20 protein-coding genes are annotated in these 24,686 nt (G+C 71.4%); 11 read left to right on the forward strand and 9 right to left on the reverse strand.

Annotation, left to right across the window (positions count from 1 at the left end):
* Positions 1-7: 7 nt before the first annotated feature.
* Together crtI and AB0M73_RS17750 are read right to left on the reverse strand one after the other, a co-directional pair.
* Positions 8-1,534: a phytoene desaturase family protein gene (gene crtI / locus AB0M73_RS17745; protein ID WP_363891689.1), complete on the reverse strand. Its 1,527-nt coding sequence runs from the start codon at positions 1,532-1,534 to the stop codon at positions 8-10.
* Between the two features lies 1 nt (position 1,535).
* Positions 1,536-2,684: a polyprenyl synthetase family protein gene (locus tag AB0M73_RS17750; RefSeq protein WP_363891690.1), complete on the reverse strand. Its 1,149-nt coding sequence runs from the start codon at positions 2,682-2,684 to the stop codon at positions 1,536-1,538.
* A 94-nt stretch (positions 2,685-2,778) separates the two neighbouring features.
* On the opposite strand from AB0M73_RS17750, the gene AB0M73_RS17755 reads away from it, so the two are divergent.
* Together AB0M73_RS17755 and AB0M73_RS17760 are read left to right on the forward strand one after the other, a co-directional pair.
* Entirely contained in the window at positions 2,779-3,663 is an 885-nt protein-coding gene (locus tag AB0M73_RS17755; protein WP_363891691.1) for a methylenetetrahydrofolate reductase, read from the forward strand.
* Positions 3,664-3,896: 233 nt separating this feature from the next.
* The gene (locus tag AB0M73_RS17760) at positions 3,897-4,250 is read left to right on the forward strand and encodes a hypothetical protein (protein WP_157495031.1); all 354 of its coding nucleotides are present in this window, start codon (positions 3,897-3,899) and stop codon (positions 4,248-4,250) included.
* Positions 4,251-4,345: 95 nt separating this feature from the next.
* Here AB0M73_RS17760 and AB0M73_RS17765 read toward each other — a convergent pair whose 3' ends face one another.
* Complete coding sequence (locus tag AB0M73_RS17765; protein WP_363891692.1) at positions 4,346-5,026, reverse strand: DUF3153 domain-containing protein; 681 nt, start codon at positions 5,024-5,026, stop codon at positions 4,346-4,348.
* Between the two features lie 92 nt (positions 5,027-5,118).
* Between AB0M73_RS17765 and AB0M73_RS17770 the strand changes: the two genes are divergently transcribed.
* Positions 5,119-6,801 carry a DUF885 domain-containing protein gene (locus AB0M73_RS17770; protein ID WP_363891693.1) on the forward strand — a complete coding sequence of 561 codons (1,683 nt, stop codon included), beginning with the start codon at positions 5,119-5,121 and terminating at the stop codon, positions 6,799-6,801.
* A gap of 70 nt (positions 6,802-6,871) precedes the next feature.
* Here AB0M73_RS17770 and AB0M73_RS17775 read toward each other — a convergent pair whose 3' ends face one another.
* Together AB0M73_RS17775 and AB0M73_RS17780 are read right to left on the reverse strand one after the other, a co-directional pair.
* Positions 6,872-7,441: an N-acetyltransferase gene (locus tag AB0M73_RS17775; protein ID WP_363891694.1), complete on the reverse strand. Its 570-nt coding sequence runs from the start codon at positions 7,439-7,441 to the stop codon at positions 6,872-6,874.
* Positions 7,441-7,935: a YbaK/EbsC family protein gene (locus AB0M73_RS17780; protein WP_363891695.1), complete on the reverse strand. Its 495-nt coding sequence runs from the start codon at positions 7,933-7,935 to the stop codon at positions 7,441-7,443. The genes AB0M73_RS17775 and AB0M73_RS17780 overlap by 1 nt, the downstream gene beginning before the upstream one ends.
* Positions 7,936-8,112: 177 nt before the next feature.
* On the opposite strand from AB0M73_RS17780, the gene AB0M73_RS17785 reads away from it, so the two are divergent.
* Both AB0M73_RS17785 and AB0M73_RS17790 read left to right on the forward strand, forming a co-directional pair.
* Complete coding sequence (locus AB0M73_RS17785) at positions 8,113-8,571, forward strand: SAV_6107 family HEPN domain-containing protein (protein ID WP_363891696.1); 459 nt, start codon at positions 8,113-8,115, stop codon at positions 8,569-8,571.
* Positions 8,568-9,332 (forward strand): maleylpyruvate isomerase family mycothiol-dependent enzyme, encoded by a 765-nt coding sequence (locus AB0M73_RS17790; protein ID WP_363891697.1) that lies wholly within the window; start codon positions 8,568-8,570, stop codon positions 9,330-9,332. The genes AB0M73_RS17785 and AB0M73_RS17790 overlap by 4 nt, the downstream gene beginning before the upstream one ends.
* A gap of 43 nt (positions 9,333-9,375) precedes the next feature.
* On the opposite strand, the gene AB0M73_RS17795 is transcribed toward AB0M73_RS17790, so the two are convergent.
* Positions 9,376-9,681 carry a ribosomal protein L7/L12 gene (locus AB0M73_RS17795; RefSeq protein ID WP_232241169.1) on the reverse strand — a complete coding sequence of 102 codons (306 nt, stop codon included), beginning with the start codon at positions 9,679-9,681 and terminating at the stop codon, positions 9,376-9,378.
* Positions 9,682-9,733: 52 nt separating this feature from the next.
* Here AB0M73_RS17795 and AB0M73_RS17800 point away from each other — a divergent pair, with 52 nt between their 5' ends.
* Together AB0M73_RS17800 and AB0M73_RS17805 are read left to right on the forward strand one after the other, a co-directional pair.
* Positions 9,734-10,396: a GntR family transcriptional regulator gene (locus AB0M73_RS17800; protein ID WP_363891698.1), complete on the forward strand. Its 663-nt coding sequence runs from the start codon at positions 9,734-9,736 to the stop codon at positions 10,394-10,396.
* Between the two features lie 152 nt (positions 10,397-10,548).
* Positions 10,549-11,535 carry a 1-aminocyclopropane-1-carboxylate deaminase gene (locus tag AB0M73_RS17805; RefSeq protein WP_363891699.1) on the forward strand — a complete coding sequence of 329 codons (987 nt, stop codon included), beginning with the start codon at positions 10,549-10,551 and terminating at the stop codon, positions 11,533-11,535.
* 48 nt (positions 11,536-11,583) lie between these two features.
* Here AB0M73_RS17805 and AB0M73_RS17810 read toward each other — a convergent pair whose 3' ends face one another.
* Together AB0M73_RS17810 and AB0M73_RS17815 are read right to left on the reverse strand one after the other, a co-directional pair.
* A complete protein-coding gene (locus tag AB0M73_RS17810; RefSeq protein ID WP_363891700.1) occupies positions 11,584-12,237 on the reverse strand; it encodes a LysE family translocator in 654 nt (217 codons plus the stop codon).
* Positions 12,238-12,292: 55 nt separating this feature from the next.
* Positions 12,293-16,825 (reverse strand): ATP-dependent helicase, encoded by a 4,533-nt coding sequence (locus tag AB0M73_RS17815; RefSeq protein WP_363891701.1) that lies wholly within the window; start codon positions 16,823-16,825, stop codon positions 12,293-12,295.
* Positions 16,826-16,992: 167 nt separating this feature from the next.
* Between AB0M73_RS17815 and AB0M73_RS17820 the strand changes: the two genes are divergently transcribed.
* From AB0M73_RS17820 to AB0M73_RS17835, 4 genes are all read left to right on the forward strand, one after another.
* Positions 16,993-18,666, forward strand: a complete 1,674-nt coding sequence (locus tag AB0M73_RS17820) for a glycoside hydrolase family 18 protein (protein ID WP_363891702.1) — start codon at positions 16,993-16,995, stop codon at positions 18,664-18,666.
* Positions 18,667-19,483: 817 nt separating this feature from the next.
* Positions 19,484-20,065, forward strand: a complete 582-nt coding sequence (locus tag AB0M73_RS17825) for a sigma-70 family RNA polymerase sigma factor (RefSeq protein ID WP_363891805.1) — start codon at positions 19,484-19,486, stop codon at positions 20,063-20,065.
* A gap of 128 nt (positions 20,066-20,193) precedes the next feature.
* Entirely contained in the window at positions 20,194-21,927 is a 1,734-nt protein-coding gene (locus AB0M73_RS17830) for an Hsp70 family protein (RefSeq protein ID WP_363891703.1), read from the forward strand.
* Between the two features lie 43 nt (positions 21,928-21,970).
* Positions 21,971-23,266: an MFS transporter gene (locus tag AB0M73_RS17835; protein ID WP_363891704.1), complete on the forward strand. Its 1,296-nt coding sequence runs from the start codon at positions 21,971-21,973 to the stop codon at positions 23,264-23,266.
* Here the strand turns inward: AB0M73_RS17835 and AB0M73_RS17840 are convergent.
* Positions 23,203-24,492, reverse strand: coding sequence for a glycoside hydrolase family 27 protein (locus AB0M73_RS17840; RefSeq protein ID WP_363891705.1), 1,290 nt, complete (start codon positions 24,490-24,492; stop codon positions 23,203-23,205). The genes AB0M73_RS17835 and AB0M73_RS17840 overlap by 64 nt on opposite strands.
* Positions 24,493-24,686: the final 194 nt, after the last annotated feature.

A 24,686-nucleotide genomic window follows, 5' to 3' on the forward strand; every position in this document is an offset into this window, starting at 1 on the left:
GGCACGATCAGGTGGCCGAGCGGGCCAGATCGTGATGTGACGAGCCGCTGGCCGCGGCCCGCCCGCCGGTGATCCGGTCGGCGGCCAGCCGCCCCGAGATGAGCACCGGCGGCACGCCTACGCCGGGGGTGGTGCCGCAGCCGGCCAGCACCACGTTGTCGATGCCCCGCAGCAGGTTGCGCGGCCGGAACGGACCGGTCTGCGCAAACGTGTGCGCGGCGGCGAACGGCGTGCCGGCGGCCAGCCCCTGACGGGCCCAGTCGGCCGGCGTCAGCAGCCGCTCCACCGTGACCGACGAGCCCAGCCCGGTCAGCCCGCGGGCCTCCAGCACGTCGACCAGCTCGTCCCGGTAGGCCTCGCCCACCCGGTCCCAGTCGATCGGGGCCAGCTCCAGGTTCGGCGTCGGGGCCAACACGGACAGCAGCTGCCGGCCCTCCGGGGCCAGCGTCGGATCCGTGGCCGTGGGCCGGGTGATCAGCAGCGACGGATCGCTCATCAGCCGGCCGGTCGAGGTGATCTCCTGGAACGTCCGCTTCCACGCCGCCCCGAACGAGATCGTGTGATGCCCCAACGCATCCCACGACCGGTCCGTGCCGGCGTGCAGCACGAAGGCCGACGGCGACCAGGTCAGCGGCACCACCCGCCGCGGCAGGTGCCCGATCAGCCGGTAGGACGCCGGCAGGTCCGGCGTCAGAACCACTGCGTCGCAAGCGATCCGCTCGCCGTGCGTGGTCCGCACGGCCGCCACCCGCGAGCCGATCCGCTCCAGCCAGGCAACCGTTGTGCCGTAACGGAATTCCGCCCCGGCCCGAGCCGCCGAGGCGGCCATGGCCTCCGGCACGGCCCGCATGCCGCCCCGCGGGAAGTACACGCCGGCAACGGTGTCCATGTAGGCGATCACCGCGTACGCGGCCAGCGCCCGGGCCGGCGGCACGCCGGCGTACAGGGCCTGGAAGGAGAAGATCCGGCGCAGCCGGCGGTCCTTCACGAAGCCGCCGACCTTCGCGCCGAGGCTGCCGAACGCGCCCAGGCCGGCCAGGCGGGCCAGCTGCGGACCGACCAGGTCGAGCGGCGAGTCGAAGTTCGCGCCGATGAACCGGTCCCGCTCGGCGGCGTACAGCTCGGTCAGCCACGTCCGCAGCTTGCGGTACCCGGCGGCTTCGTCGGGGCCGGCGACCCGCCGGACCTCGGCCTCCATGGCGTCGGCGTCGCTGTGCACGTCGATGGAGCTGCCGTCGGGGAACCGCGCCACGTAGGCGGGATGCAGCGGCACCAGGTCCAGCCGGGAGGCCAGCGAGTCGCCGACGGCCGAGAAGGCCTCGTCCAGCAACTCGGGCATGGTCAGCACGGTCGGGCCCGTGTCCAGGCGGTAGCCGTCGACGTCGAGCTGCCCGGCCCGGCCGCCCGGCACCCGGTCGCGCTCGACGATCGTCACCTGCCGGCCCGAGCCGAGCAGGTGCAGCGCCGTGGAGAGCCCGGCCAGCCCGGCCCCGACCACGACGACGTGGTCCGAGCGTCCCTTGATGGCCTTCATGTCAGTGGTTGCGGCGGGTCGCGGCGACCGCCAGGCGCGCGAGCTCCGACGCGGCCGGCTCGGCCACCGGCGTCGCGGCCAGCGTCGCCAGGGCCCGGTCGCGCAGCTCGTCGATGCGGGCCTCCACGGCGGCCACGGCGCCCAGGTCCACCAGCAGCGAGCGCACCACGTCCACCGCCGGCTCATCCAGGTCCGGCCGGCCGATCGCCGACCGCAGCCGGGCGGCGTCGTCGAACCGGCGCTGCTCCTCGGCGTGCCGCAGGCCCAGCGACACCAGCAGCGTCCGCTTGCCCTCACGCAGGTCGTCGCCCGCCGGCTTGCCCGTGACGGCCGGGTCGCCGAACACACCCAGCAGGTCGTCGCGCAGCTGGAAGGCCAGGCCGATGTCCACGCCGAACTGCCGCAGCCCCTGGATCAGCCCGTCGCCCGCCCCAGCCAGCACGGCGCCGAGGTGCAGCGGCCGCTCCACCGTGTAGGCGGCGGTCTTGAGCCGGTCCACGCGCAGCGCCGCCTCGGCCGACTCGTCGGCGTGGGCCTGCGTCAACACGTCCAGGTACTGCCCGGCGAGCATCTCCGTGCGCATCGCCCGCCACGGCTCCAGCGCGCGGTTCAGCTGGCCCGCGCCGAGGCCGGACTCGCGCAGCATGTCGTCGGCCCAGGCCAGCGCCAGGTCCCCGAGCAGCACCGCCGACGCCTGCCCGAACCGCTCGGCCGTGCCGGCCCAGCGCTCACGGACGTGCAGGTCGGCGAAGGCCACGTGCACGGTCGCCGAGCCCCGGCGCACGGCCGAGGCGTCCATCAGGTCGTCATGCACGAGCGCGCACGCCTGGATCAGCTCCAGCGCGCTGACCGCCATCACCACGGCGTCGGTGTCCGCGCCGCGCGGGTCGCCGCCCGCGCCGCGCCAGCCCCACCAGGCGAACGTCGGCCGGATCCGCTTGCCGCCGCCCAGCACGAAGTCGGCCAGCGCGTCCACCGCCACGGCGAAGTTCTCGTCCACCAGCGCGGCCTCGGTGCGGCGACGGTTGAGGTAGTCGGTCAGCGACCGCTCCACCAGGCCGAGAAAGCCCGTGTCGCAGGGGTGCAACGCCGTGAGGTCGTCGCTGGGCTGGTCCGGCCGAAGCTCGGCCAGAATGCCCGGCTTGCTCATGCCAACCTCCGTCGTGCGCCCAACGCGTGCACGCCAACAGTACGTGGCCCGGCTGCCGGCTCCACTCGGAGGTTGCCCGCCGTAACCTGACCTCATGACGTCGGTGGTGGAGCGGCTCGGCGGGCCGGACCCGGTGTTCTCGGTGGAGTTCTTCCCACCCCGCGACGCGGCCGATGAGCAGCGGCTTTGGCTCGCGATCAGGCAGCTGGAGGGGCTCGAACCGGCCTTCATGTCGGTCACCTACGGGGCCGGCGGATCCAGTCGGGACCGGACTATCCGGACCACCGGTCGTGTGGTGCAGGAGACGTCGCTGTTGCCGATGGCACACCTGACGGCCATCGACCACTCCGTGGCCGAGCTGCGCAACGTCATCGGCTGGTACGCCGCCGTCGGCGTGCGCAACATCCTCGCCGTGCGCGGCGACCCGCCCGGCGACCCCAACGGGGAGTGGACCCGGCACCCGCAGGGCCTGATTTACGCCGAGGAGCTCGTCACCCTGGTCAAGCAGCTCGGCGACTTCTGCGTCGGGGTCGCGGCCTTCCCGTACGGGCATCCGCGCTCCACCGACCTCGACGCCGACACCGAGAACCTGGTGCGCAAGTTCCGGGCCGGGGCCGGCTTCGCCATCGCCCAGCTGTTCTTCGAGGCCGAGGACTTCCTCCGGCTGCGCGACCGCCTGGCCGCCCGCGGCTGCGACGCCCCGCTGCTGCCCGGGATCCTGCCGTTGACCACCGTCCGGACGCTGAACAAGACCGTCGAGCTGTCCGGCGCCCCCGTGCCGCCGTCCGTCGCCAAGCGCCTCGACCCGTACGCCGACGACCCGAAGGCCTTCCGTGCCGCCGGCATCGACGTGGTGACCGACCTGGCCCAGCGGCTCATCGACGAGGGCGTGCCGGGCGTGCACTTCTACACGTTCAACAGGTCCAAGGCGACGACGGAAGTGGTGGAACGGCTGGGGCTGCTGCCGGCCCGAGCCTGACGCTGCCTTCGCCATGATCGTTCGGCCGGGTGACGCCCCGCACGCCCCTTTGCCCGGTGTCACGGCTGGTCAGCGCGCGACACGCCGTGCGATCGAACTGTCACTCAATGGGGTCGTCACACAGCGAAGTTGCTCCGAATGGCGGTAGTTTCCTCGCCTGCACGGCTTCGGCGTTTTTTCGCCGGTGCGGTGTCTTCATGAAGAAGCGGTGCAACTCAAGGAGTGTGGAGTCCGTGCTGAAGAAAGCCGGAATGATCGCTGGCGTCGCGGCCGGTCTGATGATCGTCGGCTCGCCGGCGTTCGCGGACGCCCCGAACGACCTGGTCCTGCACGACGGCGGGGACACCCAGGTCACGCACTACGTGCCGATCCAGATCGTGGACAACCACGTGCCGGTCTCCTCCGAGGAGTACGTGGACGGCGACGGCGCGAGCCACACCAACGCCTCCAACGTGCTGGGTGGCGGTGGCGACCTGCAGGAGTCCGACTACCTGCCGGTCCAGATCGCGGGCAACACGCTGCCGATCAGCAGCTACCTCGAGTACCTCGGCTCCAACGCCGACAACAGCTCGAACACCGCTGGCTGATCAGGTCGACGAGAAACGGGGCGCGCCCACCGGGCGCGCCCCGTTTTCGTGTGCCGTCGGTGTCTGACGGTCTGCCCAGTGCTTCAAGGCGCGGCTCAGCGCCGGCGGACCCGCAGGCTGCGGCGGTGGGCCCGCAGGGCCAGCACGCTGATCACGCCCACCGTGCCGATCAGCAGCGCGGCCACCAGCACGCTCCAGCGCATCCAGGCCGCGGTGGCCAGCGTGGACAGGTCCGACGTCGCCGACAGCGACGTGACCGACCCCGGCCGCGGCGTCCAGGTCACCGTGTCCTCGTCGACCGTCCCGGTCGAGCTGGCCACGTCGGCCGGGAAGGTGATGCGCAGCTGCACGTCCGCGTGGTCGGCCGGCACCGTGCGCAGGTCGACCGAGCCCGTGAAGTAGACGAGGTCGCCGACCCGCCGCAGCAGCAGCTGGTAGTTGCCGCTGGCCGCGCTCGACCCGCCGACCAGCGTGGTGAACTGGTCGAACTCCATGTTGCTGAACGACAGCTGGGTGCCGACGTAGCCGTCCGCGGCGTACGGCTGGAGCACCACGTCCTCGCCGAGATCGGACGGGATCGACAGCTGCGGCCCGTGATCGGCAGGCGAGGTCGGCACGGTGGCGGCGACCATGGTGCCCGACACCTTGAAGTCCCCGGACACGGTCAGGTCTGCGCGGGCGCGGACACAGCCGGACAACATCGCCGCGGCGGCCGTGAACGCGAGGGTCAACCCGACGATCCGGCGCGACGGCCTGGCCACAAGCCTCGACAGCACCGGGTCATCCTGCCAGCAGGCTCGGCCTTCACGGCGCATCACCGCCCGAAGGAGCTACGGGAGCGTCGGGGTGGCCCGGTAGCGTGCCGGGCATGTCATCCACCCCACGAGGCGTGCATCAGCTGAGCGACGACTTCGTCGCGGACTACGCCGCACTTGACCCGAACGCGGCGACCCACCTCGGCATCACGGGGTACGACGAGGAGCTGACGGACTATTCGCCCGAGGGACACGAGAGCCGGGCCGAGCTGACCGCCCGCGCCCTGCGTGAGATCGGCGCGGCCGAGCCCGCCGACGACTCCGAGCGGGCGGCCAAGGCCGTGTTCCTGGAGCGCAACGGCCTGTCCCAGGAGTTCCACGACGCCGGGCTGGACCTGTCCTCGCTCAACGTGATCGCCAGCCCGGTGCAGGACCTGCGCCAGCTGTTCGACCTCATGCCGACCGAGACCCCCGAGCAGTGGGCGACCATCGCCACCCGCCTGACCAAGGTGCCCGAGGCGCTGGCCGGGCTGCGGGCCTCGCTGGCCAAGGCCGCCGACCGCGGCGTCGTGTCGGCGCTGCGCCAGGTCACCCGCGTCGCCGAGCAGTGCGACACCTGGGCCGGCCTGAGCGGCGGATCCTCCTTCTTCGGCGCGATGATCGCCAACGCCGAAGGCGTCGACGACACGCTGCGCACCCACCTGGAGGCCGGCGCCAAGGCCGCCGCCCAGGGCTACGCCGACCTGGCGGCCTTCCTGCGTGCGGAACTCGCGCCGAAGGCGCCGGCCAAGGACGCCGTCGGCGAGGACGTCTACCGGCTCAACTCCCGCTACTTCACCGGCGCCCGCCTGGACCTGCGGGAGGCGTACGAGTGGGGCTGGGTCGAGTTCTCCCGCATCGAGACGGAGATGAAGGAGGTCGCCGGCCGCATCCGCCGCGGGTCCACGCTGGCCGAGGCCGCCGCGCTGCTCGACGCCGACCCGCGCTACCAGCTGCGGGGCCAGGCCGAGCTGCGTGACTGGATGCAGCGGCTGTCCGACAAGGCCCTGGCCGACATGCGGGGCGTGCACTTCGATATCCCCGACCCGCTCATGCAGCTGGACTGCAAGATCGCGCCCCCCGGCGGCGGCGTCGGCGCGTACTACATCGGTCCGACCGACGACTTCAGCCGCCCGGGCGCGATGTGGTGGTCGGTGCCGGCCGATCGTGAGGAGTTCTCGACCTGGCGTGAGACCACCACCGTCTACCACGAGGGCGTGCCCGGCCATCACCTCCAGATCGCCACCGCGGTGCACCGGGCCGACCAGCTCAACCGGTTCCAGCGCCTGATGTGCTGGGTCTCCGGGCACGGCGAGGGCTGGGCCCTGTACGCCGAGCGGCTGGTGCGCGAGCTGGGCTACCTCGACGACGACGGCGACCTGCTGGGCATGCTCGACGGCCACCTGTTCCGGGCCGCCCGCGTCATCATCGACCTGGGCATGCACCTGGAGCTGGAGATCCCGGCCGGCACCGGCTTCCACGAGGGCGAGCGCTGGACGCCCGAGCTGGGCCTGGAGTTCATGCTGACCCGGACCATCACCGACCCGGCCCACGTGCGCGACGAGATCGACCGCTACCTGGGCTGGCCCGGGCAGGCCCCGTCGTACAAGCTCGGCGAGCGCCTGTGGCTGGCCGCCCGCGACGAGGCCCGCGCCCGCCACGGCGACGCCTTCGACCTCAAGGCGTTCCACAAGCAGGCGCTGGAGATGGGCTCCATGGGCCTGGACACCCTCCGCGACCGCCTCGCCCAGATCTGAGCACCCCTCCCTTTATGCAGGGAAGGACGCCTTACCCTCGTTCAACGCGGGTAAGGCGTCCTTCCCTGCATCAGGACGATTCCAGCGGGAGGATGCGGCCCAGGACGGCGAAGGGGCGCGGGTCGCCGGCGAAGTGGTAGTGGCGCAACACATCCTGGAACCCGACACGGCGGTAGAGGCGCCACGCGCGGGACGGGCCCTCGGGTGTGGACAGCAGCACCCGCTCGGAGCTCACGGCGTCGAGCAGGCTGCGCAGTAGGCGCTCGCCGATGCCGCGGCCCTGGGCGTCCGGGGAGACGTGCAGCTCCGTGAGCTCGAAGTAGTCGCGCATCCACTCGTCCACCGCGGTCGGCGTCGACACGGCGGTGAGGCCGCGGCGGACCTGCTCGTGCCACCACTGGCCGGCGGCGCCGCGATAGCCGTAGCAGATGCCGACCAGCGCGCTGTCCTGGTCGAGCGCGCCGACGCAGCGCCAACCCGCCCGGATCATGTGCGCCAACCACATGGGCGCGCGCTGCTGGGCGGTGCCGCTCGGGTAGCGCATCGCCGTGACGTACAGGTTGAGCGCCTCGGGCAGGCGGGCCCGCAGCGTCTCGGCGGTGAACTCGACCAGGCGCTCGGTCTGTGGCGAGGCTGTCATCACTGCTCTCCGGCCACGGTCGCAGGGGTTCCGCCGGTCACGGCCACCAGCTCGGCGAACGTGGTCGGGTACACCGCGTTGGGGTGCCCGGCCGCCGCCCAGACGACGTCGTACTCGGCGAGATGCACGTCCACCAGGGTACGGATCTTTTCCGGGTGGCCGACGGGGGAGACGCCGCCGATCACCTGACCGGTGTGCGTGCGCACCGAGTCCGGGTCCGCGCGGCTCACCTTGCGCACACCGACCAGCTCGGCCAGGCGTTTGGTGTCGGCCCGATGCGCGCCGGAGGTCAGGACCAGCAGCGGCTGGCCGTCGGCGAGGAAGAACAGGCTGTTGGCGATCGCGCCCACGGGCACCTCGACGGCGTCCGCTGCCGCGGCCGCCGTGCGCACGGCGTCGTCGAGCACACGAATCCCCGCGGCCGCCCCGGTCGCCCCCGCCGCCCGCAGCGCGCCGCGGACCGTGCTCACCCCGGGATGCTCCTGATCGCTCACGGAGGCAATGACACCACGGCTGGGCCGTCCGAGGGGAAGTGACCCCTGTTCCGGCCCGGGCTTGAACACCTCGTGGACTACGCGCTATTCTCGAAGTATCGAACAGACGTTCGATACGAGCCGCCGGCTTCCCCACGGCGGAGACGTCGAGCCCACGACGCCGCGAGGAGGCCGCTGATGTCTGTGCCCGTTCGTCTTCCCGAGTCGTTCCTGGTGCCCACTCCGCCCAGGTCCCGACTTCGTGCGGTGCCGTCCCCCGGCGCATCGCCGTCGGCCCGGACGCTGTTGGCCCAGGCCCGGCAGGGTCTGCTCCAGGCCGAGCACGAGCCCGACGCCGCCGAGCGTTTCGTGCGGGCGCACCTCGCCGCCCTGCGGGCCGCCGCCGCCGTGCTCGCCCTGCGCGGCCGGCCGCACCGGACCCGCACCAAGCCCATGAGCGCCTGGGTGCTGTTGGCCAAGGTCGCGCCCGAGTTCGCCGAGTGGGCCGCGTTCTTCCAGTCGTGCGCGTCCACCCGGCACGCCGTGGAGTCCGGCATCACGCGGCTGGTGTCCCCCCGCAGCGCCGACGACCTCGTCCGGCAGGCCGCGCAGTTCGTCGAGCTCGTCGACCGTGCCGTGCACGAGGCGGGGAGGTGACCGGGCGGGCACTCATCGACCACGACCGGCTGCTCGACGTTCTTGTCGCCGAGGGAGAGCTGATGGCCGACACGGCCGACGGTGCCCGGCCGGACCTGCCCATCCCGAGCAAGCCCACCACCAGCCTGGCCGACACCGTCCGCCACGTCGGCGGGGTGTTCCGGATGGTCGCCGCCCGGCTGCGCGGCGGCAACGGGCCCGTGCGGTGGGAGAGCGAGCCGCCGCCCGGCGGCGCCCTGGTGGAGTTCCTGCGGGGTGGGCTGCACGACCTGGTGGATGAGTTGCAGGCCCATCCGGCCGACGAGGTGTGCAGCACCTGGTGGCCCTTGGACCGGACCTACGGCTTCTGGCGCCGTCGCATGGCCCACGAGGCCACCATGCACCGCGTCGACCTTCAGTCCGCCGCCGGCGTGGAGGTCTTCACCGTCGACGACGACGTGGCCGTCGACGGCGTGGACGAGGCCCTGACGCTGTGGTTCGCCCACCGTCTGTCGGTGATAGGCGTCTCCGGCAGCTCCGAGTTCCGCGTTGCCGTCCGCTCCGGCGGCCGGGTCTGGCTGGTGTCGTCCCACGGCGACAACAAGGCCGCCTGGCGCGCTTCCCCCGCCGACGCCACGTCCGTCCAGGCCACCGTCACCGGCGAGCCGATGACCGTGTACCTGTGGCTGTGGGGTCGGCTGCCGTTCACCGCGGTGCGCATCACCGGCGACATGGACGCCGTCGCCGCGCTGTGGGCGCTGCTTCGCTTGGCCACGCACTGAAGCAGGTCCGGCCGGTCCCGTACCGGCCGGACCTCCTTTTAGGTCACTGGATGCGTTCCACCGCGTCCTTGGCCTCTTTGAGGCCTGCACCCGTGAGCTCGCGGTAACGCTTGATCGCCTCGATCTTTCGGCCCGAGCGGGCCAGGTTCACCACGTCCTGGTCGACCGCGAGGTCCGGGCCGGTCGGGCCCGGCTGGGGCACGTCCAGGTGGTGCATCAGCAGATCCAGCTTGCGCTCCATGCGGTCGAGCCGGCGCTCCAGCTGCTTGGTCGAGCCCCCTCGGCCCAGCAGGGCGACGAGCAGAACCAGGACCGCGACTCCGACCAGCACCACCGTTGTGGGATCCACCGCTGAACCGTATCCCCTTGACGAAAGCGTTCCGGCAGGTCACGCTACTGAAATGCAATATATTAGTCGCCTGGACCGTCCGCTCCTGCGGGATCGCGCGCTGGCCACCATCCGCCAGGCCATCGTGTCCGGCGACCTCGTGCCCGGCGAGCCCATCCGCGACCTCGACCTCGCCGAGCGCCTCGGCCTGTCCCGCACGCCCGTCCGTGAGGCCCTCAGCCACCTCGCCGACGAGGGGCTGGTCGAGTCCAAGCCGCACAGCTACACCCGGGTCACCCCCATCGACCCCGTCGCCGTCCGGGATGCGTTGCAGGTCGTCCAGGCCATGCACGGCCTCGCCCTCCGCCTCGCCGTGCCGCTGCTCACCCCCGCCGACCTGGCCCGCATGCGTTCCCACAACTCCCGCTTCGCCTCCGCCCTGGAGGCTCCCGACATCGCCGAGGCCCTCTCCGCCGACGACGACTTCCACCGCGTCCCCGTCGAGGCGTGCGGGAACTTCGCCGTCACCGCCACCATCCAGCGCTACACCCCCCTCGTGCGACGCCTTGAGTACCAACGCTTCTCCTCCAGCTGCGGCGTGGACTCGGTCGCCATGCACGAGGAGATCGTCACCGCCTGCGAACAGGGCGACGCCGACCTGGCCGGCCGCCTGACCGAGCGCAACTGGGCCACCCTCGCCGACGAGCTGGCCAAGCAGCCCGAGGCGGCGGACTAACCCACCCACCGATCACGCACTCGACCTCGGCCCGGCACTCGCCCGAACCAGCTCCGGCCCGCCGATCACCCGCACCGGCTCCGGCCTTCTGCTCATCCGGCGGCGTGATTCACCAACCCCTTCCTCACCACCAGACCGATTGGAGCTTTCCCATGGCGCTTGAGGACTTTGCGCGGTATCCACTCACGTTCGGGCCGTCGCCGGTGCACGCGTTGGAGCGGCTCAGCGGGCATCTGGGCGGGGCGCGGGTGTGGGCGAAGCGGGAGGACTGCAACAGCGGGATCGCTTATGGGGGCAACAAGACCCGGAAGCTGGAGTACCTGGTGGCGGAGGCGGTGGCGCAGGGGTGCGACACGCTGGTGTCGATCGGCGGGGTGCAGTCCAACCACACGCGACAGGTGGCGGGGGCGGCGGCCCGGGCCGGGCTGAAGTGCGTGCTGGTGCAGGAAAGCTGGGTGGAGTGGGAGGACCCGGGTTACGACCGGGTGGGCAACATCCAGCTCAGCCGGCTGATGGGGGCGGACGTCCGGCTGGTGCGGTCGAACTTCGGCATCGAGTTCAAGCAGAGCTGGCAGGACGCGATCGCGGAGATCCAAGCGGCGGGCGGCAAGCCGTACGCGATCCCGGCCGGGGCGTCGGACCATCCCCTCGGCGGCCTGGGTTTCGCCGGCTGGGCTCGCGAGCTGGAGCAGCAGGAACGGGACCTGGGCGTCTTCTTCGACACGATCATCGTCTGCTCGGTGACCGGCAGCACCCAGGCCGGCATGCTCGCGGGCTTCACCAACCGCGATCGCCGGGTCGTCGGCATCGACGCCTCGGCCAAACCGAAGGAGACCTTCGACCAGGTCGCGCGGATCGCCGAGGCCACCGCCAACCTGATCGGCGCCGAGCCCCTCGACGTGATCCTCGACGACCGCTACCACGCCGGCATCTACGGCGTCCCCGACGAGTCCACTGTGGACGCGATGAGGCTGGCCGCCCGGACCGAAGGCATGATCACGGACCCGGTGTACGAAGGGAAGTCGATGGCGGGGCTGATCGACCTGGTGAGCCGCAAGGAGATTCCGGCGGACAGCACGGTCCTGTACGCCCACCTCGGCGGCCAGCCGGCCCTGAGCGCCTACAGCGGCCTCGACTGACCACGAGTCGCGGGGCGCGCGAGCAGTCGGCGGCGATCCGCTCGGCCATCACGGTGTGGCGGCGACCACCGCGCGGGAGCGGTCGGCGGCGATGCGGACGGCCATCACGCCGAGGGCGGTGCCCATGACGTAGCGCTGGACCTTCAGCCAGGCCGGCCGGTCGCCGAGGAAGCGGGAGATCGAGCCGGCGGACATCGCGATCAGGCCGTTCACGGTGATCGCGAGGGTGATCTGGACGAGGCCGAGCGTGAAGCTCTGCGCGGCGACGTCGCCACGGGCCGGGTCGACGAACTGGGGGAGCAGCGAGACGTACATGACGGCGATCTTGGGGTTGAGGAGGTTGGTGACCAGGCCCATGGTGAACAGCTTGCCGGGGCGGTCCGCCGGCAGCTCCCGGGGCGCGAACACCGACTTGCCGCCGGGGCGCAGCGCCTGGAACGCCAGCCACAGCAGGTATGCGGCGCCGGCCAGCTTCAGCACGGTGTAGACGGTCGGCACCAGGGCGAAGATGGTGGCCACGCCGGCCGTGGCGGCGACAAGGTAGACGAGGAAGCCGCAGGCCACGCCGGCCAACGAGATCAGGCCGGCCCGGCGGCCCTGGGTCACGGACCGCGAGACCAGGTAAATCATGTTCGGGCCGGGGATGAGCACCAGGCCCAGCTCGATCGCGGCGACGCCCAGCACGGCGTTGAGGGTGACCATGGCCCGACCCTAGCCACCGCGTGGCCCGTCCGGAGCGGATTTTCGCGGCACGGAGTCAGGCTCGAAGCCGCAAACCCTTGGGCGTGGCGCGGAAGCCGACGTCCTGGAGGATCAACGAGAACTTGGACCCCAGGGCGCCCTCGCCGTCGGCCCGCTGCACGGCCAACTGACCGAGCCACCCCTCGCGGACGGCACGGGCGAGGGCCTCGGCGGCCTGGCGGAGCTCGGGTTCGGACTCGGTGAAGGACAGCAGGGACCGGCCGCCCCGCTCGACGTACAGCACGGGAAGACCGTCGACGAGCACGGCGAGGGCGCCGGCCTTGCGGGCGGGGCGATGCTTGCCGTCGCCGACGGGCTCGGGCCACGGCAGGGCGGCGCCGTACGGCTGAGCGGGATCGGCAGCCGCCAGGACGAGAGACTCCAGGGAGGTGTCGCCGGGACGGGACAGGGCCCGAAGCCGGTCGACGGCCCCACGGGCGGCGAACTGGGCGGCGCCGAGACCCTCGACGACGTAACCCCGAACGACCTGACCGGAGTCCTCCATCGCCCGGAGAACCCGGTACACGCCGCTGAAGCCGCCGGAAACACGTTCGGTGTCCAACGCGCCACGGGTGAGAACCCCGTGCCGCTCAAGGAAAACCTCGGCCCGGGCATGGGCCCGCCGAGTGGGATCGCCCTCACGGGCCGGAACGAGGGACCAACGACCGGAGACGGTCGGAGGCCCGGTGCGGCTGGGCATCGACGCCCGTCCGAGCCGGGCGTAGCGGCCACGAGGCGACGGGCGGCGGGCCTTGTGCGCGGCCCCGCGGCCGGACACCAAGGCCCGCAACGGGGCCAAGGTGTCGTTGGTGACGAGCCCGGCCCACACGAGATCCCACAACGCGGTGACCACATCGGGATCCTCGACGGAGTCCGCAGCGGACACGCGGTCGGTGAGCTGACGGAAGAACAGCGCCCCGCCTTCCAGAGCGGCCAGCACGGCGGAGTGCAGGGGAGACTCCGGCGCCGTCTCCTCCAGGTCGGGCAGCACGAGGTCGGCGACGTCGGTGGGGGCCAACGCGATCCACCCGTCGCCGCCGGCCAACGCCCCGCACCCGGCCCAGGTGACCTCGCCGGTGGCGGTGAGCTCGTCCAACAACGCGGGGTAGTAGCCGGGCAGCCGCGAAGGCAGGATCAACGACTCCAGCCCGCTGGCCGGCAGCGGCGCGCCGGCCAGCTGTTCGACGACGGACAGCACATCGTCGACGGTCGGCGCGGACCGCAGCCGACGGGAGACACCGTGCCAGCCGGGCAAAAAGCGACCGTAGGCGGCCTGCTCGACGGGCTCCACCTCGGCCCGAAGGCGGGCCAGGGACCCACGACGCAAACGCCGCAGCACCTCGGCGTCGCAGTACTCGGTGCCCATGCCGCCGGGCCGCAGCTCGCCACGGACCAACCGCCCGGCGCCGGCCATCCGGTCCAGCACCCCGTGCACCACGGCGACGCCGAGCCCGAACCGCTCGGCCGCCTGCGCGGCAGGGAACGGGCCTCGCGTACGGGCGTAGCGCATCAACAGGTCGCCGATCGGATCGGCCACCGGCTCGGTGAAAACCTCGGGCACGCCAACGGGAAGCGCCGCCCCGAGGGCATCACGCACCCGGCCGGCGTCCTCGATGGCCAGATACCGCGGCACCCCGGCGATCCGCACCTGGATCGCCCGCCGCTCGGCGACCAACTGCTCCAGCCACTCAGCAGAAGCCCCGCGCTCGGCGGCCTCCTCGACGGAGAGATCACCCAGCAGCCGCAACAGATCGGCGGTCTCCTCGACGTTGCGGGCCCGCCGGTCGGGGGCCAGCCGCTGCAACTGCTGCTCGATCTCCGCCAGCACCTCGGGATCGAGCAGCTCGCGAATGGCCTCCGAGCCGAGCAGCTCCGCCAACAACGTGGTGTCCAGCGACAACGCGGCCGCGCGGCGCTCGGCCAGCGGCGTGTCGGTCTCGTACAGGAACATGCCGACGTATCCGAACAACAGGCTGCGCGCGAACGGGGACGCCTGCGGGGTCTGCACCTCGACGACCCGAACCCGCCGCGCCCGCACATCACCCATGAGCTCCCGCAGCCCGGGCAGGTCGTAGACGTCCTGCAGGCACTCCCGCATCGCCTCCAGCACGACCGGGAACTGCTCGTACTGGGACGCCACGGCCAGCAGCTGCGCGGATCGCTGCCGCTGCTGCCACAACGGCTGCCGCTTGCGGGGATCCCGGCGCGGCAACAACAACGACCGCGCCGCGCATTCACGGAACCGCGAGGCGAACAGCGCCGAGCCGCCGACCTCGGCCACCACGACCTGCTCGACCTCGTCCGGGTCGAGCAGCATGTCCTCGGCCGAGGGCAGCACGTCGGCCCCGGTGTCGTCGAAGGCCTCGGGCAGCCGCACCACGATGCCGTCGTCGGAGTGCGCGACCTGTGGATCCAGCCCGCGCCGCTCCCGCAGCCGGGCCCCGATGGCCAGCGCCCACGGCGCGTTCACCTGCGCCCCGAACGGCGAGTGCACGACGATCCGCCAGTCGCCCAGCTCGTCACGGAACCGTTCCACCACAACGGTTCTATCGTCGGGCACGTGCCGGGTCGCCGCCTTCTGCTCGTCCAGATAGGACAGCAGGTTGTCGCACGCCCACTCGTCCAACCCGGCCGACACCGCCCGCTCTCGCGCCCGGGTAGAGTCCATTGCGGACACTTCGCGCACGAACTTTCCCAGCGCACGGCCGAGTTCCAGCGGACGGCCGACGGAGTCGCCCTTCCAGAACGGCAGCCGGGCCGGCTGACCCGGGGCCGGCACCACGATCACGCGGTCGTGCGTGATGTCCTCGATGCGCCAGGAACTGGTGCCCAGCAGGATGTTGTCGCCGACCCGCGACTCGTAGACCATCTCCTCGTCCAGCTCGCCCACCCGCGACCCGGGCCGGCCGTCCTCGCCGCCCGGCGTCATCACGGTGAACAGCCCGCGGTCCGGGATGGTGCCGCCGGAGGTGACGGCCAGCCGCTGCGCGCCCGGGCGCCCTCGCAGCTCGCCGGCGACGCGGTCCCACACGATCCGCGGCCGCAGCTCGCCGAACTCCTCGCTGGGATAGCGCCCGGCCAGCATGTCCAGCACGGAGTTCAGCGCCGAGTCCGGCAGCCCGGCGAATGGCGCCGCCCGCCGCACCACGGCCGTCAGGTCCGTCACCGACCATGGCTCCATGGCCACCATGGACACGATGTGCTGGGCCAGGACGTCCAACGGGTTGCGCGGATAGCGGACGGACTCGATGGCGCCGACGGCCATCCGCTCCGCCACCACGGCACAGGCCACCAGGTCGCCGCGGAACTTCGGGAACACCACGCCCTTGGACACCGCGCCGACCTGGTGCCCGGCCCGGCCGACCCGCTGCAGCCCGGATGCCACCGTGGGCGGGGCCTCGACCTGGACGACGAGGTCCACCGCGCCCATGTCGATGCCCAGCTCCAGCGAGGACGTGGCCACCACGCACGGCAGCCGCCCCGACTTGAGCTCCTCCTCGACCAGGGTGCGCTGGTCCCGTGACATGGAACCGTGGTGCGCCTTGGCGATCACCGGCAGGGCCCCGGTGGTTATCCCCGAACCACCGACGGCCTCTGCCGGGAATCGCTCCATCTCCGCGGACTGCTCGCCCGCGAGTTCGTTGAGCCGGGCGGTCATCCGCTCGGCCAACCGCCGGGAGTTGGCGAACACGATGGTCGACCGGTGCTCGCGCACCAGCTCCAGCACGCGCTGCTCCACCGACGGCCAGATCGACGTGCGCTGCTCGGGACCGGCCGCCGAGCCGCTGACTTCCCCGGTCGGCTCGCCCAGCGTGGCCATGTCCTCCACCGGCACCTCGACGGTGACCTCGATGGTCTTGCTGGCCGGCGGCTGCACGACACGCACCGGCCGGCCCCCGGCCAGGAACGCGCCGACCTCCTCGACCGGGCGGACGGTGGCCGACAGGCCGATCCGCTGCGCCGGCTTGGGCAGCAGCGCGTCCAGCCGCTCCAGCGACAGCGCCAGGTGCGCCCCGCGCTTGCCGCCGGCGACGGCGTGCACCTCGTCCACGATCACGGTCTCGACGCCGCGCAGCGACTCCCGCGCCTGCGACGTCAGGATCAGGAACAGCGACTCCGGCGTCGTCACGAGGATGTCCGGCGGCGTGCGGTTGAAGGCGCGGCGCTCCTCGGCCGGCGTGTCGCCGGTGCGCATGCCGACGGTGATGGACGGCTCCGGCAGCCCGAGCCGGTGCGTGGCCTGCCGGATGCCGGCCAGCGGCGCGCGCAGGTTGCGCTCCACGTCCACCGCCAGCGCCTTCAGCGGCGACACGTACAGCACGCGGCAGCGGTGCTGCTTGTTCTCCGGCGGCGGCTCCGCGGCCAGCCGGTCCAGCGCCCACAGGAAGGCCGCCAGCGTCTTGCCGGAGCCGGTCGGCGCGACCACCAGGGCGTGCTCGCCGGCCGCCACCGCCGACCAGGCGCCCTGCTGGGCGGCGGTGGGCGCGACGAACGCCCCCGTGAACCAGTCCCTGGTCGCGGGGGAGAACACCGACAGTGCCTCCGTCATGCACCCATCATGACAACCGGGTCTGACACTTCCCGCACAACCGGCTTTGACCTGCGGAAACGTGACTTTCTCTTGACCGGGGGAAATGGTCTAGTCCATTGTCTCAACCACGTGTGTGCGTCAACTCGATGCCCAGGCCGCCACCCCTGCGCATGGAGGTAGCAGCTATGTCACGGAAGTGGACACGCTGGTTAGTCGGAGCGGTCGCCGCCGCCACGGTCGTGCTCGGCGCCGCCGCCCCCGCGTCGGCCGCCACGAACCTGCTCGCCAACCCCGGCTTCGAGGCCGGCAACACCAGCGCCTGGACGTGCAGCGGCGCGACCGCCGTCGGCAGCCCGGTGCACAGCGGCTCGTACGCGCTCGCGGCCACCCCTGCCGGCCAGGACTACGCGCAGTGCAGCCAGAGAGTCACCGTGCTGCCGAACTCCGCCTACACGCTGTCCGCGTACGTCCAGGGCAGCTACATCTACCTCGGCGCCACCGGCACGGGCGGCACCGACCCGCAGACGTGGACCGTCTCCGGCAGCTACACGCAGCTGTCGACCAGCTTCACCACCGGCGCCAGCACCACGAGCGTCACCGTGTACATCCACGGCTGGTACGGCCAGCCCACGTACTACGCCGACGACTTCGTGCTCAGCGGCCCCGGCGGCGGTGGCGGCAATCCCACGGCCCCGGCCGCGCCCACCGGCCTGACCTCCCCGAGCACCACGTCGTCGAGCGCGTCGCTGGCCTGGACGGCTTCGTCCGGTGACGTGAGCGGCTACAACGTGTACCAGAACGGCAGCAAGGTCGCGTCGGTGTCGGGCACCTCCTACACCGCGACCGGCCTGGCCGCCTCGACCAGCTACCAGTACGCCGTGACGGCGCACAACTCGGTCGGCGAGTCGCCGAAGTCGAACACCGTCACCGCGACGACCAAGGCCGGCGGCGGCAACCCCGGCGGCTCCCTGCCCGCGCACGTGCTCACCGGCTACTGGCAGAACTTCTACAACGGCGCCAAGGCCCTCAAGCTGGCCGACGTGCCCACCACGTACGACCTGGTCGCGGTGGCCTTCGCCGACGCCACGGGCACCCCCGGCGCGATCTCCTTCACCCTCGACTCGGGGCTGTCCGGCCAGCTCGGCGGCTACTCCGACGCGCAGTTCACCGCGGACATCGCCACCCTGCACGCCCGCGGCCAGAAGGTGATCCTGTCGGTCGGCGGCCAGAACGGCACCATCAGCGTCGGCGACTCGGGCGCGGCGGCCAACTTCGCCAACAGCGCGTACTCCATCATCCAGCGCTACGGCTTCGACGGCGTCGACATCGACCTGGAGAACGGCGTCAACGCCACCTACATGGGGCAGGCCCTGCACTCGCTGGCCGGCAAGGTCGGCGCCGGCTTCGTGGTGACGCTGGCCCCGCAGACCATCGACATGCAGTCCACCGGCATGGCGTACTTCCAGCTGGCGCTGAACATCAAGGACATCCTGACCATCGTCAACATGCAGTACTACAACTCGGGGTCGATGAACGGCTGCGACCAGGGCGTCTACTCGCAGGGCACGGAGAACTTCCTGACCGCGCTGGCCTGCATCCAGCTGCAGGGCGGCCTGCGGGCCGACCAGGTCGGCCTGGGCCTGCCGGCCTCCGGCTCGGCTGCGGGCGGCGGCTACATGTCGCCGAGCACGGTGAACGCCGGCCTGGACTGCCTGGCCAAGGGCACGAACTGCGGCAGCTTCCACCCGTCGGCCACCTACCCGACGATCCGCGGGGCGATGACCTGGTCGATCAACTGGGACGCGTCCAACGGCTACGCCTTCGCCACCACGGTGCACGGGCACTTCGGTTCCCTGTAGAAGTGCGACAGTCGACACCGTACTTGCGGTAACCCTTAACTGGTGTCGAGTGTTGGGAAGGGCCCATTCCTCGCGCGGGGAATGGGCCCTTCGTTGTCACTCGATCGAAGTAGTAAGTGCGGGCAATGCCGCAGATTATTGATTACCAATGGGTAGGCAGAAAGGCTTTTCTATCCCTATTTTCAGGGTGAACTACGGCCGGTGTTCGACCGAACGCGTAACGATGACGGGCGGTTGTGACGACAACGGACCGTCGTCACCGGAGCGTGTCCGTCCGGGTGGTCGGGCGCGAAGGTCACGGTTGCGTTTCGTGTTCTCCCTGGTAGGCGGGAGTGCTCGGCGGCCGCCCGCTGCACGTTTTCCTGGTGTGTCTGCACGAGCCACCCTGGACCGACCGGCCGAAGACTGCGTACTCCTCACGGTCGGTAGTGGCGTGTTCACCAGTGCGGATCCATTCCTGGAAAGTTTCCCAGGGTGCTTGTGAGGGCGGGCACGCAGCGTTAGCGTTCTCCATACGCCAAGGAAGTCGGTGGGACGACAGCCGGACGCGCAGCGTTCGATCGGGGCTCTGGGAATGGCGCCGAACGAGCGTGACAGCACGGGGCAAGGGGTGTCGGGGGTGTTCGGGTCGCCGGCCACGGCGGAGACGACCTGATTTCACCGGCGCGTGGGGTGCACTGACGCTAGAGCCAAAGTGATTCGGCGGCGATTCTCCATCGCCGGGCGGATCATCACCCAATTTCACGTGCGGGGACAGATGAATAACTTGGCACAGGTTCTGCCTGTGGGGACCGCCGCCGCGCCGGTGACGAAGCCGGTGGCCGCGTACGGTCCGCAGGACGAGCAGTTCCGTCAGCTCGTCGACGCCGCGGTTCACGGCGATCAGGTTGCGACGCAACGGGTTCTGGAGTCGATCAGGCCGATCGTGCTGCGCTACTGCCGGGCGAGGATCGGTCGTCTGGACCGGTCGTTCTCCTCGGCCGACGACGTGGTGCAGGAGGTCTGCCTGTCGGTGATCTCGGCGTTGCCGTCCTATCGGGACCAGGGGCAGCCGTTCCTGGCGTTCGTGTACGGCATCGCGCAGCACAAGGTGGCCGACGCGCACCGGGCGGCGGCTCGCAACAAGTCGTTGCCGGTGCCCGAGGTGCCGGACCGGCCGGAGACGGTCGCGGGTCCGGAGCAGCGGGTGCTGCAGGACGAGTTGAAGACGTCGATGGACCGGCTGTTGGCGGTCCTGTCCGACAAGCAGCGCGAGATCGTGGTGCTGCGGGTGGTCGTCGGCTTGAGCGCCGAGGAGACCGCCGATCTGGTGGGTTCCACTCCGGGAGCGGTCCGGGTGGCACAGCACCGGGCGCTGACCAGGCTGCGCAAGCTGGTCGGCAGCGCGAAGGAGCTCTGACCATCGGGCACCCGATGGGGTGAGGGAGTGTCATCCCATCGGGCTCGTGACGGGCTTGGTCAACCGGGCATCGGACTCCGTGACCGTGTGGCAGCATCTGCGCGAAGCCAGAGCTGGAGGGGGCACGCGTGCGGGTGTTGTCGATCGACGTGGGGACGTCGAACACGGTCGCGGTGCTCTCGGTGTCCGGGCAGCAACCCCGCGTCGTCGAGGTCGACGGCGCGGCCACCATGCCGTCGGCGGTCTACGCCGACGAGGACGGCGTGATCCTCGTCGGCCGTGACGCCGAGCGGCAGGCCCGGATGGACCCGACGCGCTTCGAGCCCACCCCGAAGCGCCGCATCGACGACGGTGCGCTGTTGCTCGGCGGCAGCGTCGTCCCCGTCACCGACGCCCTCGCGGCCGTGCTGCGCAGAGTGCTCGACGAGACCGTGCGCCAGCTCGGCGGCGCGCTGCCGGACGAGTTCCGGCTGACCCATCCCGCTCGTTGGGGCGCGCCACGGCGCAACACCCTCATGTCGGCCGCGCGGCTCGCCGGCATGACCGGCAACATCGTGCTGGTCCCGGAACCCGTGGCCGCCGCCGCGCACTTCAACCGCCTCGCCCCGGGCAGCTCGCTCGCCGTCTACGACCTCGGCTCCGGCACGTTCGACGTCGCCGTGGTCGCCGCGTCGCCGCAGGGTTTCACCGTGTTGGCCGAGGACGGCCTGCCCGATCTGGGCGGCACCGACATGGATCAGCTGCTGCTGGAGTACGTCGGCCGGCAGGTCTCCAACCGTGACGCCGCGAAGTGGCAGCTGCTGCTGCGGCCGGAGTCCACTGCGGACCGCCGGGCCCAGCGCGCCCTGATCGAGGACGTGCGCGCGGCCAAGGAGGCGCTGTCCCGGCACCCGCAGACCGTGGTCCCGATGCCGGAGCCCTTCGCCGACGTGACGGTCACTCGGCCCGAGCTGGAGGCGCTGATCCGGCCGAGCCTCACGCGGACCGTGGAGCTGCTGTCGTCGACCATCGCGGCCAGCGGCGTGCACCCGATGTCGCTGGCCGGCATCTACCTGGTCGGTGGGGCCAGCCGGATGCCGCTGGTGGGGACGTTGATCGGGGATCGGCTGCGGGTCACGCCGGCGAGCCTGGACCAGCCGGAGACGGCCGTCGCGCTGGGCGCCCATCTCGTGCCGCGTGACGGCGTGACGATCAGGACCCGGGTGACGGCTCCCGCCGCGCCGCAGTACCCGACCACCGGCGACTTCATGGCCGGGGCGCAGTTTCCTCAGCTGGCTGCCTCTGCTCCCGTGCCTCAGAAGCGCGCATCGAAGGCGACCTTGGTAACGCTGGGGGCGATCGTTCTCGTCGCCCTTGTCGTGCTCGGCGGCTTCCTGGTGGCCAGTCCGTCGCGGTTCCCCAGCGCCGCCGCCTGCGCCGGGACGCCCGCATCGCCCGACGACAAGGGCTTCACCAACTGCACCCGCCAGCTCGCCGGACCCGTCGCCGACCAGGGCGACTGCCACGGCGGCGACGACGGCAGCGGGGTCGCCGTGACGGGGCTCGCCGACGTCACGTGTCACATCGACGGGCAGACCGTGGTCTATACCCAGACAGGGTCGCTCGATGAGGTGAACGTGAAGGTGCGTGCGCTGATGGACGCTTATCCGAACACCACCAGGGTCCGTGCCCAGTGGAAGGGCAACGGGCTGTCCGGCGAGTACCAGGCGGTCGCCGCCAGCGGGGTCGGCGTCGTCGTCTTCACGGTGTCGGACCGCCCGCTCGTCGGCGTGCTCACCGCGCCGGCCACCGGCGATCCGACCTCACTGACCGCAGCCAAAGCGGCTGCGGCGTTCGAACGTTCGGTTCAGCCCGGCACCTGATCGGCCGTCAACGACAATGGTCGGGGCGTGTGACGATCGAGTGGTGGACCGCCATCCCGCGCAGCGCAGGGTCATCGGTTTCCTGGTCGGCACCCAGGCCGTCGGCTCGATCGGCGTCGGCACCGGCATCACGCTGGGTGCTTTGACGGCGACGAGGCTGTCCGGCTCGGTGGCCATCGGCGGCCTGGGGGCGACGGCCATCGCCGTCGGCGCGGCGCTGTTGGCCGTGCCGGTGGCCGTGTTCGCGCGCCGGTTCGGGCGGCGGCGGGCGTTGGCCGCCGCGTACTGGGTCGGTGCCGTGGGCGGTGTCGGCTGTGCCGTGGCGTCGGCTCTTGGCTCGTGGCCGTTGTTGCTGGTGGCGTTGGTGGCCTTCGGCGGCGGCACCGCGGCGACGTTGGCCGCGCGGTACGCCGCCGCCGATCTGGCGAATCCCGGCCGTCGTGCGGGCGCGATGTCCACAGTGGTCTGGGCGACGACGTTCGGGGTGATCGCGGCGCCCAACCTGGCCGTGCTCGTCGGCGCGCCGTTCCTGTTGTCGGCCGGCGCGTTTTTGCTTGCCGGCGTGGGGATTCTGGCGGGTCTACGGCCGGATCCGTTGCTGGCCGGGCGGGTTGCCGTGGTCGTCGGCGACAGCTGTTGCGGCGTCGGGGCTTCCGAGCTGCCTCGTCGGCACACGCGGTCCGAGGTGTGGCAGGCGATCGGGCCCAACGTCCGGCTGGCGCTGCTAGGTGTGGCCCTGTGCAACACCGCCATGACTGGGATGATGTCGATGATGCCGGTGCAGATGGCCGGCGGCGGGTCGACCCTGGTTGTCGTCGGCATCGTCGTCAGCGTGCACGTCGCCGGCATGTACGCCGCCAGCCCGCTGTTCGGCGTCCTGGCCGACCGTATCGGCCGGGTGCCCGTGCTCACCCTCGGGGCCGCCCTTGTCGTTGCCGGCGCCGGAGTTTGCGGCATGGCCTCCGCCCACGACGCCCCGCAGATGGCCGTCGGCATGATCATGCTCGGCTGCGGGTGGTCGGCCGGCGTCGTCGCCGGTTCCGCCCTGCTCACCGAGTCCGTGCCGGCCGGGCTGCGGCCGTCGACTCAGGGGCTGGCCGACCTGGTCCTCAACCTCGGCGGCGCCCTGGGCGGCCTGCTGGCCGGCCTCGTGATGAGCGCCTGGTCTTTCACCGTGCTCGGGCTCGTCGTCGGCTTCGCCGCCCTGCCGCTGCTGATGGCGTGCATGGGCAACACCTTGCGGCCGGTGGCCCCTGTGGAGCCACCGGCTTCGCTTCAGGAGGTCGCCGACACCGCTCGGATCAGCCGGGTCTCACCCGGTCGCAGCGTGGCGCTGTAGCTGCCCTTGATGGTGCCCTTGGCCTTCTGGGCCCAGAGGTCCGTCACCGCCGCCGCGCCCGTGGTGATGCCCACCTGCGACCAGTTCACCGTGATCGTCTGGTTGCCGGTGGTTCCCGTGTTGAACAGGGCCACGACGTAGGCGCCCGAGGGCTCCTTCTTGGTCCACACCTGGGTGTTGCCCGACTTGGTCAGTCGCTTGGCGGCGATCGCGTCCTGGTCGACGCCGAGCACCGAGTCGTTGGTCAGCATCGCCTTGTCGGTGGCGTCCAGGTGGGTCAGGTCGGTGCCCAGCAGCAGCGGGGCCGCGGCCATCGCCCACAGCGTCAGGTGGCTGCGGCGCTGGTCGCTGGTCAGGCCGGTGTTGTCGCCGTTGCCGATTTCGATGGAGTCCAGGTCGTTCCAGCCGCCCGGTCCCGCGTACTGCTGCCAGCTGGCCGCCGTGTCGAACCTCGCCGACACGTGTTTCCAGTCCGTCAGCGGGAAACTGGCCCCGTTCGCACCGCAGTAGCACTCCACGTCGCCCTGGGTGCGCCAGCCGTTCGCGTACTGCCGCCACGTGTTCGCGTCCGCGATGGCCAGGTTGTTGGACAGCTCGTAGTGGATCGGCCGGCCCGTGTTCTTCAGGGCCTGCGACCACGCCTTCACGTCCGGGATGTCCGGGCTGCCCACGCCGTCGATCTTGAGGTAGTCCGCTCCCCAGTCCGCGAACTGCTTGGCCCAGGAGTCGATGTACGCCTGCGCGCCCGGCTTGCTGTAGTCGATGCCGTACATGTGCTTGCAGTTGTAGTTCTTCTCCTGCGTCGTGGTGACCGCGATGTCCTTCGCGTGGTAGCTGGTGCCCGCGATGGGGGAGTTGTTCTTGACCGCGTTCTCCGGTATCCCCGGCGTGACATAGAGCCCGAACTTCAGCCCGTCCGCGTGCACGTGGTCCGCCACGGCCTTCATCCCCTGCGGGAACTTCGCCGTGTCCACCACCCAGCGCCCGTTCCCGTCCACCACCGGCCCGCTGCCGTCGCACTTCATCCAGAAGTCATCGAGGTTGACGTACTGGAACCCGTGCTGCGCCAGCCCCGAGCTCTTGATGGCATCCGCCTGCGCCTCGATCTTGGCCGCCGTCGGCGCCTTGCGGATGAAGCTCCAGCTGCTCCACCCCATCGGCGGCTTGGCCGCCACCCCGTTGTCCTCGGCCTCCGCCACCGGTGTCACCGCTAGAAGCGCGAGCACCGCCAACCCCACTGCCCACCGACGCACAACACCCTCCCACCAAGTCGTGCGGCGGCGGCGCTGCAACGTTGTGGAAACGTTTGCAGTGTAGGTCCCGACACCCGGTTCGGCTAGCCCTCGGCCTCCTCGCGCAGCGCTTGCACCAGCACGAGGTCGTCTTGGCTGCTCAGCGTCTCCGGGTGCGTTGGTCCCAG

The sequence above is a fragment of the Kutzneria sp. NPDC051319 genome (genome assembly GCF_040682195.1).
Lineage (GTDB): Bacteria > Actinomycetota > Actinomycetes > Mycobacteriales > Pseudonocardiaceae > Kutzneria.